At 72.5% G+C, this 15,444-nt stretch carries 7 protein-coding genes and 1 pseudogene; 3 read left to right on the top strand and 5 right to left on the bottom strand.

Translation table 11 applies throughout. The features are described from left to right. Window positions 1-34: 34 nt before the first annotated feature. On the bottom strand, window positions 35-559 hold the full coding sequence (locus ACFWU9_RS30270) for a hypothetical protein (RefSeq protein WP_384324066.1): 525 nt from the start codon (window positions 557-559) through the stop codon (window positions 35-37). Window positions 560-711: 152 nt separating this feature from the next. Here ACFWU9_RS30270 and ACFWU9_RS30265 point away from each other — a divergent pair, with 152 nt between their 5' ends. Together ACFWU9_RS30265 and ACFWU9_RS30260 are read left to right on the top strand one after the other, a co-directional pair. Then, complete coding sequence (locus tag ACFWU9_RS30265) at window positions 712-3,906, top strand: alpha-N-acetylglucosaminidase TIM-barrel domain-containing protein (RefSeq protein WP_384324064.1); 3,195 nt, start codon at window positions 712-714, stop codon at window positions 3,904-3,906. Window positions 3,907-4,034: 128 nt separating this feature from the next. Next, the gene (locus ACFWU9_RS30260) at window positions 4,035-6,005 is read left to right on the top strand and encodes a hypothetical protein (RefSeq protein ID WP_384324062.1); all 1,971 of its coding nucleotides are present in this window, start codon (window positions 4,035-4,037) and stop codon (window positions 6,003-6,005) included. Between the two features lie 15 nt (window positions 6,006-6,020). Here the strand turns inward: ACFWU9_RS30260 and ACFWU9_RS30255 are convergent, their stop codons facing one another. After that, window positions 6,021-6,608, bottom strand: a complete 588-nt coding sequence (locus ACFWU9_RS30255; protein ID WP_384324060.1) for a hypothetical protein — start codon at window positions 6,606-6,608, stop codon at window positions 6,021-6,023. Between the two features lie 52 nt (window positions 6,609-6,660). On the opposite strand from ACFWU9_RS30255, the gene ACFWU9_RS30250 reads away from it, so the two are divergent. Then, window positions 6,661-7,428 (top strand): TetR/AcrR family transcriptional regulator, encoded by a 768-nt coding sequence (locus ACFWU9_RS30250; RefSeq protein ID WP_384324058.1) that lies wholly within the window; start codon window positions 6,661-6,663, stop codon window positions 7,426-7,428. A gap of 37 nt (window positions 7,429-7,465) precedes the next feature. Here ACFWU9_RS30250 and ACFWU9_RS30245 read toward each other — a convergent pair whose 3' ends face one another. The 3 genes and pseudogenes from ACFWU9_RS30245 to ACFWU9_RS30235 form a co-directional block, all read right to left on the bottom strand. Beyond that, entirely contained in the window at window positions 7,466-8,176 is a 711-nt protein-coding gene (locus ACFWU9_RS30245; protein WP_384324055.1) for a DUF4230 domain-containing protein, read from the bottom strand. Window positions 8,177-8,325: 149 nt separating this feature from the next. Beyond that, window positions 8,326-13,668: a pullulanase-type alpha-1,6-glucosidase gene (gene pulA, locus ACFWU9_RS30240; RefSeq protein ID WP_384324054.1), complete on the bottom strand. Its 5,343-nt coding sequence runs from the start codon at window positions 13,666-13,668 to the stop codon at window positions 8,326-8,328. Window positions 13,669-13,837: 169 nt separating this feature from the next. After that, window positions 13,838-15,220 (bottom strand): annotated as a pseudogene (locus ACFWU9_RS30235) (alpha-amylase family protein); the annotation flags it as partial. Window positions 15,221-15,444 lie beyond the last annotated feature (224 nt).

Genomic DNA, 15,444 nt, shown 5'->3' with positions numbered 1-15,444 from the left:
GGGCTGAGCTCAGCCCGTCCGGCGCCTGCTGTCGTCAGCTCTTCGTGGGGTGGCCCGAGTGGCCCCCGGAGTCGTGACCCTCCGTGTCGTGGCCGCCGGTGTCGTGCCCGCCGTCGGCTCCATGGCCGCCGGTGCCGCTCCCGCCGTCCTCGCCGCCGCCCCCCGAGTGGTGCTCGGGAGCGGTCTCGACCGTTCCGCCCAGCCGTCCGCGCAGCGACTCGACCACCTTCGCGTCGCCGCTGGCGACCCACTTCCTGCCGACGAGATACGAACCGCCGTAGTCGTTGGCCTCGTTGATCCACTCGCGCAGACCGCGGTCGGTCGAGAACGTGGTGAGGATGTATCTGCCGTAACCCGTCTTGCAGTTGGCCTGACGCAGCTCCTCCGCGTCGGTCTGCACGTTCGGGTCGCACTTGGCCTTCTCGGCCAGCTGTTCGAGGCTCCCGGTCGCCGTCTTCGGCACCTCGGGGGCCTCGTCGTCATTCGCGCCGCAGCCGCTCAGCAGAGCCAGGGCCAGGGCCGGCACCACCAGTGCCGCTCGGGGTCGGTCGGTACGCATTCGGCCATCGTGCCCTCTCCACAAGCCCCCGCGCGAGTGAACGACGCATCACATCGTTGCCGACCCCCCTTCCCCGTCATTAACGTGCGCTCCACATGCACCTTTTGTCACACCCGTGGCTACAACCGGTAACCGAGGACTGAGGACCGCTGATGACCGAGCTGCCGAGTCCCACCCCTCCCGCCTCTCCAGCCTCTCTCGCCTCTCCCGCCTCTCCTGCTTCTCCCTCCCGACGGGCGGTGCTGGCCGGCGCCGGGGTGATCGGGGCGGCCGTCGGCCTGGCGTCGGCCGTGGCCGCCTCCGCCGCGCCCCGCGCCTCCGCGTCCGGCGACTCCACGTCCGGCTCCGGCGCCGCTCCCCGCGACCCGGCCGCCGCGCTCGCCACCGCACGTGCCGCGCTCGGCCGCCTGCTCCCGCGCCACGCGGACCAGTTCCGCCTCCGGGTGGTCGGCGGCCCTGAGCGGTTCCGGGTCGCCGGGTCCCCGGGCCGCGTCGAGGTGTCGGGCACCGACGCGGGCGTCCTGCTCACCGGCGTGCACTGGTATCTGAAGTACGTGTGCGGCGCCCACATCAGCTGGTCGGGCAGCCAACTCGACCTGCCCGCGACCCTGCCCGCGCCCGGCCGCCCGCTGGAGCGCTCGGCGACCGTACGGCACCGGTTCGCCTTCAACGACACCCACGACGGGTACACCGCGCCGTACGCCGACTGGCCCCGCTGGGAGCGCCTGCTCGACGTGCTCGCCCTGCACGGCTGCAACGAGGTCCTCGTCACCACCGGCCAGGAGGCCGTCTACCACCGGCTGCTGACCGGCTTCGGCTACTCCGACACCGAGGCCCGCACCTGGCTCCCGGCCCCCTCCCACCAGCCGTGGTGGCTGCTGCAGAACATGAGCGAGTACGGCGGCCCGCTCTCCCCCGAGCTGATCGCACTGCGCGCCGCGCTCGGCCGGCGGATCACCGACCGGATGCGCGAGCTGGGCATGGCCCCCGTGCTCCCGGGCTACTTCGGCACCGTCCCGGACGGCTTCGCGGCCCGCAACCCGGGCGCCAGGACCGTGCCCCAGGGCAGCTGGAACGGGCTGCCGCGCCCCGACTGGCTCGACCCGCGCACCCCGGTCTTCGCCGAGGTCGCCGCCGCCTTCTACCGGCACCAGGGCGACCTCTTCGGCGAGGTGGACCACTTCAAGATGGATCTGCTGCACGAGGGCGGCGACGCCGGTGACGTACCGGTGGCGGACGCGGCCCGCGCCGTCGAGAAGTCCCTGCACACCGCGCGCCCCGGCGCGACCTGGGTGATCCTCGGCTGGCAGTCCAACCCCGTGCCCGCCCTGCTCGACGCCATCGACAGGGACCGGGTGCTGATCGTCGACGGTCTCTCCGACCTGGACTCGGTGACCGACCGCGAGCGGGACTGGGGCGGCACACCGTACGCCTTCGGCACCATCCCGAACTTCGGCGGGCGCACCACGCTGGGCGCCAACTCCGACCGCTGGACGGAGCGGTTCACGCTCTGGCGCGACAAACCGGACAGCGCGCTCGTGGGAACGGCGTACATGCCGGAGGCCGCCGAGCGCGACCCGGCCGCCTTCGAGCTCTTCAGCGAACTGGCCTGGCGGAAGGAGGCGGTCGACCACGCCGGCTGGTTCCGGTCGTACGCCGATCTGCGCTACGGCGGCGAGGACAGCGCCGCCCGGGACGCCTTCGCCGTGCTCGCCGCGACCGCGTACCGGCTGACGACCAGCGACGGCCGCCCCGTCGACTCCCTCTTCTCGCGCCGCCCCTCCCTCACCTCCTCCGTGGGGACGGCCTACGACATCGCCGCGTTCGACAAGGCCTTCGGCTCCCTGCTCGACGTACGCGAGGGGCTGCGCGGCTCGGACGCGTACCGGTACGACGTGACGGAGCTGGCCCGGCAGGCGCTCGCCAACCGTTCCCGGCTGCTGCTGCCGCAGCTGCGCGGCGCCTTCCAGGGAGGCGACGTCGCGACGTTCCGCGCGCTGGCCGCGCTGTGGCTGAGGCTGATGCGGCTGAGCGACACGGTGCTGGGGTGCCACCGTTCCTTCCTGCTCGGGCCGTGGCTGGAGGACGCCAAACGGTTCGCGACCGGCCCCGAGGAGGCCACCACCCTGGAGTGGACGGCGCGCACGCTGATCACCACCTGGGCGGACAGGTCGGCGGCCGGGTATCTGAGCAACTACGCCAACCGCGACTGGCAGGGCCTGCTCGCCGATGTCCATCTGCCGCAGTGGCGGGCGTATCTGGACGAACTGGCCGACGCGCTGGCCGCCGGGCGGGAGCCGAAAGCCTTCGACTGGTACGTGGACGAGGAGGCGTGGACCCGGGGGCGCGCGAGCTATCCGGTGCGGGCGACCGGGGACGCGTACCGGACGGCCCTGCGCGTACGGGACACCCTGGCCACCGCCCCGTACCAGGGCACCGTCACCGTCACCAGCGACCCGGTCGCCCTCGCGCCCGGCGGCAGGGGCACGGTGACGGCGGACTTCAGGAACGTCAACGGGCTGCGCGCCACCGGCCCCGTCGACTTCGCCCTGACCGGACCGGACGCCCGGCCGGACGGCCCGACCCGGCTGTCCGCCGTCGCCCCGGCCGGCACCGGCTCCGTCTCCTGGTCCGTCACGGCACCGGCGGACCCGCTCACGGTGCCGCTGCGCCCGCTGCCCTACGAACTGACCCTGGAGTACGGCCCGAGCGGCGAGGAGCGCGTGCGGAGCCTCCAGCGGGGTGCCGTGTACGTCGCGGGGCCGCTGGCCCCCGGCCGGCGCACCTACAGCAACAACGGGGCGGTCTTCGGACAGTTCGGCGACCGCCTCGCGATCAACGGCGGCGGCCAGGACCTGTGGCGGGCCACGGCGCAGTTCGGCACGGCCTTCGTGGAAGGGGCGTTCGGGGAGGGCGTGAGCGCGACGGTGCGGGTGGACTCGCAGGAGAACACCGGGCCGTGGGCCCGGGCGGGCGTCATCGTCCGCGACAGCCTGCCGACGCCGGGCTCACCGGGTGTCGTCAACCTGGCCGTGACACCGTCCAACGGGGTGGTGCTCTCGTACGACGCGACGGGCGACGGCACGCTCGACACCAACCGGCTCGTCGGCGGGGTCACCGCGCCGGTGCTGCTCCGGCTGGCGCGGTCGGGCGGCGGGTTCACCGGCTCGTTCTCGACGGACGACGGGGCGACGTGGCGGACGGTCGCCACGGTGCCGGTGCCGGGCGCGGCCGGTGTCCAGGACGTGGGCCTGTTCATGAGCGCGACGAACGGCGGGAGCGGGCTGCGGGGCACGGTCGAGTTCAGCGGCTGGGCGCTCTCGGGCGGGAGCGCGGACGGCAAGTAGCCCCCGTCGGGGCGTGAACGGGCCGGGGGGGTGGGCAGCGGGCGCGTGCCGTCCTGAATTCGCCCACGCGGCAAGGGAGTTGCGAACGGTCCGGGTGACCATCCGGGGGATCGCTCGTTCTGCTGAATGTGCCTCCACCCGACGCCGCCACGGCCTCCGCCCCCGCCGCCGCCACCAAGCCCGGCCCCACTCCCGCGCCCATCGACGTGGAACAGGCCGAGGCGGCCCTCGTCGAGCACTATCCGCGGCTGGCGCGGCTCGCCTATCTCGTGCTGCCCCCGGCCCTCGGGCGCAACCGCCGCGTGCTGACCGCGCACGCCGTCGTCCAGCGCTCCCTGCCGCGCAACCGCACCGCGGCGACGACCGACAACGGGTACACGTACGTGCGCTCCCGGGTGCTGCGGCAGGCGCTCGACGCGGGGCGGCCGTTGCGCCGCGCGGCGTGGCCCCGGCGCGCCCAAGTGCCGCCCCTGCTGCCGCACGTGTGGGGTCTGCGGCTCTTCCCGCGCTCCGGCGGCGCCGACGAACTCGCCCTCGACCGGCGCCTGTCGGCGCTCTCCGCAGGCGCCCGGGCCGCCTTCGTACTGAGGGGCCTGGAACGGCTGCCCGACCCGGACGTACGCCGGCTGCTCGCCGCCTCCGGGGTGGACGACCCGCACGCGGCGCTCGCGGAGGCCGACGGCATCGGTACGGAGGGCGAGGCGCTGCTGGAGTCCCCCGAGTACGACCCCTGTTCGCTCCAGGCCCGCCCCACCGATCTGCTGCGCCGCCGCCAGCACGCGCGCGCGGCGGTCGCGGGCGTCGCCGCCGTGGCCGTCTGCGGCGCGCTGCTCGGGCTGCCCGGCGACGGGTGGGGCGCGAACGGCGCCGCCGCCCCGTCGTACGCCCGCAACTCGGCCGCCGAGGCCGCCCTGGATCCGGCGAAGCTCCTGCGTGTCCCGCAGGACGCGTGGCGTGCCTCCGCCCGTACCGACTTCTCCGTGTGGCCCACGCGCGGCGCGCTGGCCGACGACCGGCCGCTGCTGCGCCGGGCGCTCGCGGTCTGGGCCAGACCGGGCGGGTCGGTGCGGGTCTCCTCGACGCCCGCCACACCGGTGGGACCGCCCATGGGACCGGCGCAGTTGCTGTACGCGGGCGAGGTCGACCGGGCACGGGTGGTGCTGCTGTACGACGGGCTGCGCATCGCCCGGTACGCCGAACCCCGTACCGGCACCGGCCCCGTGGCGCTGGACTTCGCCCGGGTCGACGGGGCGGCGGCCGACACCGCGCCGGGCGCGGCCCCCGCCACGTACGCCCTGGTCGCCGCGCGCACGGACGGCAACGTCCGCTATCTGACCGCGCCCTGGGTGGAGGCGACCTCCGTGCGCGATCTGCTCGACCCGCAGGGGGACGCGCGGGCGCTGCGGCGCGGTGCGGACGGGGTGACCGATCCCCTGCCGGCACCGGGCGAGAAGCCGGAGTGCGGGGCGTGGGACGTGCTGGAGGTGAGTGGGAGGAAGGCGGACGGGACGGCGGGCGCGGGACCGGTCCGGCTGCTGTCGGACCTCGGCGAACTCACGCCCGCGCGGCTGACGTCGGGACCTCCCTCGGCGCCCGTCGACGTGTCGGGCGGCGCGGCGCGGGCCGACTGGGCGCGGACGGCGTGTCTGCTGCCCTCGGTGCGCTCGCACGGGGTGCGGACGGTGAACTCCTGGCAGTACGCGAGCCAGAGCCTGCCCGAGTCCAACGGCGGCGCGAGGTGGGTCTGCACCCGGGCGGAGACGTGGCGGGGCACGGAGAACAGGGTGCTGGCGCAGTTCCAGCCGCCGTCGGCCGGGTCCGGGACGCCCCGGCCGGGCGCGATCGCCGCGCGGGCCGAGAACTCCTCGGCGTGCGGCGCGCTGGAGCCCTCCGTGCTCGCGGGTGTGCTGTGGAAGTCGCGCGGCGGCCGGTGGTACGTACTGGCCGCCGGCAGTGAGGGGTTCCGGTCGGTCCGTACGACGGGCGGTGTCACGGGTGACGCGCGGGGGCGGGTGCTCGCCGTACGGGCGAAGCCCGGTGACCGGGCGGAGCTGGACGGGCTGCTGGACGACGGCAGGCGGGTGGGCGCGCTGCGTTGAGCGCCGGGGCGCGGCTCAGGGCAGGAGCAGCCAGTCCGTGGCCAGCGTCGCCGCGAGACCGGCGCCGAGCAGCCAGGTGGCGAGACGGGTGCGGCCGTGCCGGCTGAGTTCGATGACGACGCCGCAGAGGATCATGGCGAAACCGTAGAGGCCGACGACGAGGACCGTGCCGCGGTTGGCGAGCCGTACGGCCAGCAGTCCCGCCATCGCGACCAGCAGGATGGAGGCGACGGCGACGCGGAGACGGCGGGCCTGGCGTGGGGTGAGGGCACTGTCGTCGTCCTCGTGGTCCTCATGGTCCTCGTGGTCGTCGTCCCCGTCGTCCTCGTCGTGGCCGTCCTCGCCGTCCGCGTCCTCGAAGTCGCCGTCCCCGTCCTTCCCGTCGTGGCTGTCGTGGCCGTCCTCACCGTCGTCGTCGGCTTCCCCGGGATCGGCGTCGTCCTCCGGGAGTTCCGTCTCCCGCTTCTCCCGCGACTCCCGTACGGCTGTCGCCGTCCCGGACTCCGGCGCCCCCGCCGCGTTCCCAACCGGTTCCCCCGTGGCCCCGGACTCCGCCTCCGATTCAGGCGTTTCGGTGACCTTCTCCTGGTCAGATGCGCTCATGGTCGGCGAGCGTAACCGACAGGCTTCCGCCACCGACGGTTAGGCTGTTCATATGACGACCGGGGTCCGACGCAGAATGGGCGTCGAAGAGCGACGCCAGCAACTGATCGGTGTCGCGCTGGAACTGTTCAGCCACCGCTCGCCCGATCATGTCTCCATCGACGAGATCGCGGCGGCCGCCGGTATCTCCCGGCCGCTCGTCTACCACTACTTCCCGGGCAAGCAGTCGCTGTACGAGGCCGCGTTGCGGCGGGCCGCCGACGAACTCGCCGAGCGCTTCGTCGAACCGCGCGAAGGGCCGCTCGGCGCCCGGCTCCTGCGCGTCATGACGCGCTTCTTCGACTTCGTGGACGAGCACGGCCCCGGCTTCTTCGCGCTGATGCGCGGCGGTCCCGCCGTCGGTTCGTCCACCGCCAACGCCATGATCGACGAGGTGCGGCAGGCCGCGTACGAGCAGATCCTCGCCCATCTCTCGATCCAGTCGCCGCCGCCCCGGCTGGAACTGGTCGTGCGTTCCTGGGTCTCGCTCGCCGAGTCGACGGCGCTGCTGTGGCTGGACGGCCGCCGGATCCCACGCGGTGAGCTGGAGTTGCAGCTCGTGCACGACTTCGCCGCGCTGGCGGCGGTGAGCGCGGCGTACGACGAGGAGATGGCGGGCATTCTGCTGCCGGTCCTCGCCGACGAGCCGCCGGGCGGGCCGTTCGCCGATCTCCTCGCCCGTCTGACGGACCTGGGCGCGTCACTGCCGGCGGTGCGGACACCGGCGCCGGCAGCGGCGCCGGTCCCGGCGACGCCGCTGCCCGCCGCGCGGACGGCATAGCCCAGCGCCCCGGCACCAGGGCCCCGGGCCGTGCCGGTCAGCCCGACGCCGCGCCGTAGACCACGGTCACTTCCTTGAAGCCGAGCGAGGTGAGCAGCCCTTGCAGCATGCTGGTGGTGTTCTTCTCGGCCCGCTCCGTCAGTCCGCTGTCCTTCGCCGCGTCCTGGATGTGCTGGGCGGCGAGCTTGTTGACGGCGCGCTCGTCGGCCGGGTTGTCGGAGAAGAAGTCACCGAGCCGGTCGAGCAGCCCGCGCTGCTTGGAGACGGCGTACGAACGGTCCGCGTCCAGCGTGGCCTTGCCGAGCCGGGCGTGCGGCAGCCGCAGGGTCGCGGTCGTCCGCTCCTCGTTGACCTTGACGTTCTCGTCGCCGATCCCGCCGAGGTCCACGTACGACCCGACGCTCCCGGCGCCCACGTAGAGGGTGCGGCTCCCCTTGATGGTGTCGGGGAGGAACTTGGCGTCCTTCTCCAGGTCCACCACCACCTGGAAGTTCCCGGACGCCGCCTGGTACCGGCTGAGGTCCTGGATGGACTTGAGGAGGGTCGGCCCGGTGCGGTCCTCCGTCTTCTCGCCGAAGACGTCGTCGAAGCCGGGTACGAGATCGAGCCGGCTGCCGATCCCGAGCAGCACGACAAGCGCCACGAGGGCGGCGGGCAGCTTGATCCACCAGGGCACTCTCGACCCACGAGACCCGCGCGTCCTGCCCTGACTCTGTTCGGGTTCTGGTTTCACGTCGGTGGACGTCATGCCTACCGGATTACCCGTCCACCGGCGTTCACGCCTCGCGGGAGCCCGCAACAAGTTCGGGCAACTCCCGCGCATGGAAGACGCGTTGACGGGAACGGCCGATGGCCCCCCACCAGCCGTCGCCGGGTGGGGGGCCGTCGACACGGGTCTCAGGCGGCGGCCCGGAAGACCGCCACCGTCCGGGCGGGTACCTCGAAGGTGCCCGAACTCCGCTCGTACGCCGCCCTCTTGACCGTGCTGTCCGCGCCGCCCGCCTGTACCGGGTGCAGCCCGTACGCCCGGCCGGCGAGCGCGTCGACCCGCTGGCGCGTGGTGTCCGGCGTGGCGTTGAGGACCACCACCAGCTCGTCGAGGCGCATCGTGATGACGCCCGGCGTCTCGTCGGGCCCGGAGAGCGGGAACGACAGCGCGGACTGGACGGCGCCCGTGGAGGGGAGGCGGAAGGCGGGCTCCGTGGTGCGGATTCTCAGCAGGTCCCGGTACGCGGCGGAGGCGCCGGAGATCTCCGCGCAGCCGGGGGCGATGCCGGGCGTCGCCAACAGGGGCCTGGCGTAGGGCCACTTGGGCTCGTTGTCGGCGGCGGGCGGCAGCCCGCGCCCGAAGCCGTTGCCGTCCCGGCAGTCCCAGTTGATCGCGTTGAACCAGTCGCCGCTGTCGTAGGAGTTGCGGTCGAGCGACTTGGAGCGCAGCAGGTCCGTGCCCGCCTGCGAGAGCGAGGGCCCCTGGGTGAGCGCCGCCGTGGCCATGGCGAGCACCTGTGCCCTGGCCCGGTCCGCGGCCGGTGTGGCGCGCGGGAGCTTGAAGGCAAGGGCGTCGTAGAGGCTCTCGTTGTCGTGGGCGTCGGCGTAGGCGAGCGCGTCGCCGGGCGCGGCGGCGTAACCGGCCGGAGCGCCGTTGTAGTCGACCTCGGAGCCCTTGACGGTCCGGCCCGCGCTGTCGGTGAAGGAGTAGTCGGCGAGATTGCCGGTGAGCCCGACCTTGATCAGGTCCTGGTAGTGCAGCAGTCTGGCCCGCTGTTCGGCCGGACCGCCGTTCGCCGCCGAGGTGTTGGGGTCGGTGAAGAGTCCGGAGGCGAAGCCCTGGACCCCGGGGTCCTCGTCGAAGGGCCCGCCGCCGCGTACCGCGTCGCGTGCCCGGTCGGAGAAGGTCGCGATGCCCGTGCCCGCCATGTTCTTCTGGGTGGCCTGGACGAAGCGCGCGTCACCGGCGATCTCGCCGAAGTCCCAGCCCTCGCCGTAGAGGAGGACCGACTTCCCGTCGACCCCGTCCCTGGCGACGGTCAGGGCGTCCAACGCTTTCCGCACGGCGAGGATGTTGGCCTTGGGGTGATGGCCCATCAGGTCGAAACGGAACCCGTCGACCTTGTACTCCTTCGCCCAGGTGACGACCGAGTCCACCACGATCTTGCCCATCATGGCGTTCTCGGGCGCGGTGTTGGCGCAGCAGGTGGACGTCGCCACGGTGCCGTCGTCGAGCAGCCGCTGGTAGTAGCCGGGGACGATCCGGTCCAGTACGGACTTGGGGTCCTGGCCGCTCGCCACGGTGTGGTTGTAGACGACGTCCATCACCGTCCGCAGGCCGGTGCCGTTGATGCCCTGCACCATCCGCCGGAACTCCACGGTGCGCCGGGTGCCCTCGGGGTCACTGGCGTACGAGCCCTCGGGCACCGTGTAGTGCAGCGGGTCGTAGCCCCAGTTGAAGCCGTCCTTCGCCGCCGCCTTCGCGACACACGCCTGCTGCTCGTCGGAGTCGGGGGCGTACACGGACAGGTCGCAGGCCGGTTCCTGCTGGTCGGACGGTTTCTCGGGGATCGTGCCGATGTCGAAGGCGGGCAGCAGATGGAGGTAGTTGGTGCCGGCGTCGGCCAGGTCGGCGAGGTGCTTCATTCCCTTCGACCCGGTGTCGGTGAAGGCGAGGTAGCGGCCGGGGTGGTCCGACGTGCGGTCGGCGATCGAGAAGTCGCGGACGTGCAGCTCCTGGATCCGCGCGTCGCGCGCCGGGACGGCCGCCGGCTTCCTCAGGGTCGACCAGCCCCGGGGCGCGAGCTCCGGATCGCGGAGGTCGACGGCGAGGCTGTGTGCCGAGTCGGTGGTCAGGGCGGTCGAGTACGGGTCGGTGACCTTGTTGCTGACGACCTTGCGCACGCTCGGCGCCCAGACGTCGACCACGTACCGGTACGGCTTGCCCGTCCAGCTCCTGTCGCCCCGTACGGACCACACGCCGCTGCGGTCGTCGCGTCGCATGGGCACGCGCCTGCCGTCGAGTTCGAGCGCGACGCGCCTGGCGGTGGGCGCCCATACCGACAGCGTGGGCCGGCCGTCCCGGAAGACGGGGCCGAGCGCTGCGCGGGTGGCGTCGCCGGCGTACAGGTCGTCGAGGACGCCCGGGATCTGTACGCCGGTCGCCTCCAGCAGCGCCCCGTTGGCGGCTCGCTGGGTGGCGACGAGCTGTCCTCGCAGCGACTCCTTCACCCGGTCCCGGTCACGCGGGTCGACGGTGAAGGCCGGAAAGTCCTTGAGATGGGGATACGCGGCCTTCTGCTCGTCCGTCAGCGTCCCCGGTGCGAGCCGCAGCCACTGCCCCTCCTTGGACAGCGCGCCGTTCTCGACGGTGATGCCGCCCTCCGGCGCGTACACGAGCTGCTGGCTGGTGGCCTCGGTGGCCTTCACCTTCCAGACGACGGTGTCGCGGTCGATCCACTGCGCCTCGGCCCTGCCGAGATCCGGTGCGGGTACGGCTCCGGTGGTCGGCAGCAGATAGCCGGGCCGGCCGCCCAGCAGCCAGACCTCGTTGCCGTACGTCGCCAGGTCGAGCGACTGGTCGGCCGGCAGGTCCTTCTCGTCGCCCTTGTGCAGGATGTAGCTCAGTGAGGTGGCGCCCTCGGCGAGCGGCACCTCGTACGTCACTCCGTACGCGTCCTCCCTCACCGGCGTCAGGGGTTTGGCCCAGTCGGTCGGGTCCTTGGCGCCGGTCCAGGTGTGCAGGCCCCAGCCGTCGTAGTCGGAGTCGGCCCGCTGGTAGTGCAGGACGGCCTTGGTCCTGTCCTGCGGCGGATACGCGCCGTCGGGGGCGCTCTCGCTCTGGCCTGCCTCCCCCTCCTCGATCCAGACCTCACCGGTCTTCGCCAGGTCGACGGTGCGTTCGGGACCGTCCGCCGTGCCGTCCTTGACGACGGTGTACGGGACGGCCGACGCGCCGTCGGGCACCTCGACCCACGCGAACGCGCCGTACGCGTCCCGCCCGGTGAACTCCGCCGTCGTGTCACCGGACCTGAGCCGCCAGCCGTCGTACGTCCCGTCGGCGCGCCGGTAGTGCACGATCGCGTGCTCACGTTCCACGGCCGTGGGCGGCTCGGGCGCCGGCGCCTGTCCGGCGACCGACGAGGCGAGGTCGGAGGCGGTACGGCCCCGGCTGTCGACCACGACGGCCTTGTAGCGCAGGGGAGTTCCGGCGGGCGCGTCCACGAACTGCGTGACCTTGTACGGGGCGTGGTCGGCGCTCCCGAGGGTGCGCCACTTGCCGTCGCCGGTCTGGGCGGCGAAGACCACGCGGTTGAGCTGCCCGCCGTCGACGTCCGCGCCGATCTCGACGGTGCCGGTGGCGCCGGCCGCCGGCGCGGTCAGGGTGACCGACGGCCGGGCGGCGGGCGGCGCGAGCGGTTCGGCGGCCCGCAGCACGAGCGACGACAGCGCCGGAACGGTGATGTCGATTGCCGCGTCGGCGCCGCTGCGTACCGCGCCGCCCGTCCCCGAACCGCCGTACAGGGCGCGGAAGTCGGTGTCGGCCGATCCGGTCGGCACCTTCACCGTCCTGGCCGTCGTGGCGTTGTTCACGGCGACGACGTACTCGTCCCGCTTCCTCACGTCGGTGCGGGAGAAGGCGTACACGGAGTCCGCCGCATGGCGCTCGGTCTGTACGCCGTCCCGCAGGGCGGGGTGCCGCTTGGTGAGCTTCGACAGTGCGGCGATGGACCGGTAGAGCGGGTGGGTGGGGTCGTACGCGTCGGCCGCGTGCGTCCGGTCGGTGCCGAGCTGGTCGTCGTCCAGATAGTCGGGGGTCGTGGAGGCGAAGAGGCTCTGGCGGGCGTCCTTGTCGCCGCCGGCGCCGGTGAAGCCCTGCTCGTCGCCGTAGTAGACCACCGGGTTGCCGCGTGAGAAGAACATCAGCTCGTTGGCGAGCCGGGCGCGCTTCACCAGTTCGGCGTCGTCGGCCGCCGGGTTGTCCTGCTTGAGGAAGGTGCCGATGCGGCCCATGTCGTGGTTGCCGAGGAAGGACACCTGTTCGTAGGCGTTGGCCTTGTCGGTGGTGTAGCGGTAGTCCTCCCCGAAGACCTTCGCCAGCCGGTCTGCGGAGGCGCCCTGCGAGACATAGGCGCGCGCCGCGTCCTGGAGGGGGAAGTCGAGGGTGGAGTCGAGCCGCCCGCGCGTCACGTACGGCGAGGTGACGGTCGTGTCGGCGGAGAAGACCTCGCCGAACATGAAGAAGTCGTCCCGGCCGCGCTTCGCCGCGTAGGCGTCGAGCGCGGTGGCCCACTCGGTCCAGAAGTCCAGGTCGACGTGTTTGACGGTGTCGATGCGGAAGCCGTCGATGTCGAAGTCGCGGACCCACTTCCGGTAGATCTCCGCCATGCCGTCGACGACCTCGGGCCGTTCGGTCCACAGGTCGTCGAGGCCGGAGAAGTCTCCGTACTCCGCGCTCTCCCCGGCGAACGTCGAATCGCCCCGGTTGTGGTACATCGTGGGGTCGTTGAGCCAGGACGGGACCTTCTTCTCGCCCGCCTTCGGCGCCGGGGTGTACGGGAACGCGTCGGCGTCCACGCGGCCCACGCCCTCGCGGTCGTCGAAGGGGCGGCCGTCCTTGTCGAGATAGGGATGGGAACCCTTGGGGCGGTAGCCGTACTTCTTCTCCGCGTAGTCGACGGTGTCGGCCGTGTGGTTGGTGATGACGTCGAAGAAGACCTTCATGCCCTTGTCGTGGGCCTTGTCGATCAGCTTCGCCAGCTCGGCGTTGGTGCCGAAGTGCGGGTCGACCTGGGTGAAGTCGGTGATCCAGTAGCCGTGGTAGCCGGCGGAGACGTCGTCGCCCGTGCCCTGGACCGGCTTGTTCTTGAAGATCGGCGCCATCCAGATGGCGGTGGTGCCGAGGCCCTTGATGTAGTCGAGCCGGTCGGTGATCCCCTTGAGGTCGCCGCCCTGGTAGAAGCCCTTGTCGGCGGGGTCGTGACCGGTCGTGGTACGCGGACCGGTGAGCCCGCCCCGGTCGTTGGACCGGTCGCCGTTGGCGAAGCGGTCGGGCAGCACGAAGTAGAACTGCTCCCGCGTCAGATCGTGGCGGGCCGGTTCCCCGGCGAGCCTGGCGTCCGACGGCGGCGCCGGGGCCGGGGCAGGGGCTGCGACGGCCGGCAGCGCGGGCACCAGCGCCGCGCACAGGGCCGCGGCGACGACGCCGACGGCTGTTCTGCGCCCGAACGCGGGCAGGGGCGGGCGAATCACGCGGGATCTCCTCGGAGTACGTACGGGAAGGCCGGCCCGGCGACGGCGCGTGGTGCGGTGGGGTCGGGTGCGCGCGTCGCCGGGCGGCCGGATGGTGCGGGGGGTGGCGAGAGATGGGTCTTGGGAGGTACGGCGGACGGTCCGTTCGGCCGGGTGCCGGTGGGTGTCAGCCCCCGCAGGTGCGGGCCCCGGCGTGCAGCGCGACCGCCGTGTTGGCGCCGAGGGTCGCGGTGAACTGGCCGGAGCCGTTCACGGTGACGCCGTTGCCGCTCTGCACGTCGCAGTAGCCTCCGGCGGGCAGCGAGGTCTGGAAGGTGCGGCTGAGGGAGGAGCCGGTGGAGTTGATGGCGACGTACGCCTTGGAGCCGCGGCCGAAGGCGATCCGGTCACCGCCGTCGTCCCACCAGTCGGTGACCGCCTGGCCGCGGGCGGCGTTGCGGAAGCCGACCATGGAGGAGATCTCGCGCCAGTCGTGCTGGCACTTCCAGCCGTCGGAGTAACAGGCGTTGACGGTGCCGCCGTTGGGGGGTCCGGCGTCGTGGTTGCCGAACTCGTAGCCGGAGTGCACGTCGGGCGAGCCGTACGGATAGGCCAGCATGAAGACGTTGGCCAGCGTGTAGGTGGCGCCGTTCTTGTAGTTGAGGGTGTCGCCGCCGCGCTCGGTGTCGTGGTTGTCCACGAAGACGGCGGACCTGCCGCTCTGCATGAAGCCCCAGCCCTCGCCGAAGTTCTTCAGGTAGGCCAGGTTCTCGTTCAGGAAGACCTGCTTGAGGCTCCGGCCGTAGCGGAACTCCTGTACGTCTCCGGTGCCCAGGTACTCGCTCGGCGACACGGCCTCGCCGCCGCCGTGGATGGCCTCCTGCTTCCAGTACACGTTCGGGTCGCCGAGCCGTGACTTGATCGCGGCGAGGTCGGCGGCCGGCATGTGCTTGGCGGCGTCGATCCGGAAGCCGTCCACGCCCAGCGAGCGCAGGTCGTTCAGATAGGCGGCTATTCGGCCGCGTACGTAGTCCTCGCCGGTGTCGAGGTCGGCGAGGCCGACGAGTTCGCAGTTCTGGACGTTGCCCCGGTCGCCGTAGTTGTTGATCTGCGAGCGGCAGTCGTCCATGTCGGCGCCCGAATAGATGCCGGGGTACTCGTACTTGGCGTACGAGGTGCCTCCGGTGCCGGTGCCCGAGCCGGCCGACATGTGGTTGATGACCGCGTCGGCGACGACCTTCACCCCGGCGGCGTGGCAGGTGTTGACCATGGACCGGAAGGCGTCGCGGTCACCGAGCCGGCCCGCGATCTTGTAGCTGACGGGCTGGTACGAGGTCCACCACTGGCCGCCCTGGATGTGCTCCTGGGGCGGGGAGACCTGGACGTAGCCGTATCCGTCGGGGCCGAGGCTCTCGGTACAGGCCCTGGCGACCGAGTCGAACCGCCACTCGAACAGGACGGCGGTGACGTCCTTGTCGCCCGGGGGCACCGCCTGGGCGGGGCTGCCGGGTGCGACGAGTACCGCCGCGCCCGCCACCAGGGCGAGAGCGAGGGCGGGAGCTCTGCGTGCCATGTTTCCTCCTGCGTGGGGGGAGGTGCGGGGATCGGGGAGAGACCTCGCAGGGCAACGCGCCCCGCCCTCAAGGCTCCTGAATGTTCTTGCTGCAAGAAAGCAAAAGCTTGTCGCGAGCAGACCGTACGAGGCCCGCCCGGCCCGGTCAACCCTCTGGACACCACTGGGTAACACCGGGGAAATATCAGCCTGTTCGACGTGCGAAAGCCGTCGCAAGATGTTGC

Origin of the sequence: Streptomyces sp. NPDC058653 (assembly GCF_042716895.1) — a bacterium.
Classification (GTDB): Bacteria; Actinomycetota; Actinomycetes; order Streptomycetales; family Streptomycetaceae; genus Streptomyces.
The sequence above is the reverse complement of the archived record's forward strand: the minus strand, read 5'-3'. Positions and strand labels throughout refer to the sequence as shown.

Coding starts and splice junctions, on each gene's coding strand:
- ACFWU9_RS30250 (WP_384324058.1), top strand. CDS start 6,661: ATGACGACCGGGGTCCGACGCAGAATGGGCGTCGAAGAGCGACGCCAG.
- ACFWU9_RS30270 (WP_384324066.1), bottom strand. CDS start 559: ATGCGTACCGACCGACCCCGAGCGGCACTGGTGGTGCCGGCCCTGGCC.
- ACFWU9_RS30255 (WP_384324060.1), bottom strand. CDS start 6,608: ATGAGCGCATCTGACCAGGAGAAGGTCACCGAAACGCCTGAATCGGAG.
- ACFWU9_RS30245 (WP_384324055.1), bottom strand. CDS start 8,176: ATGACGTCCACCGACGTGAAACCAGAACCCGAACAGAGTCAGGGCAGG.
- ACFWU9_RS30265 (WP_384324064.1), top strand. CDS start 712: ATGACCGAGCTGCCGAGTCCCACCCCTCCCGCCTCTCCAGCCTCTCTC.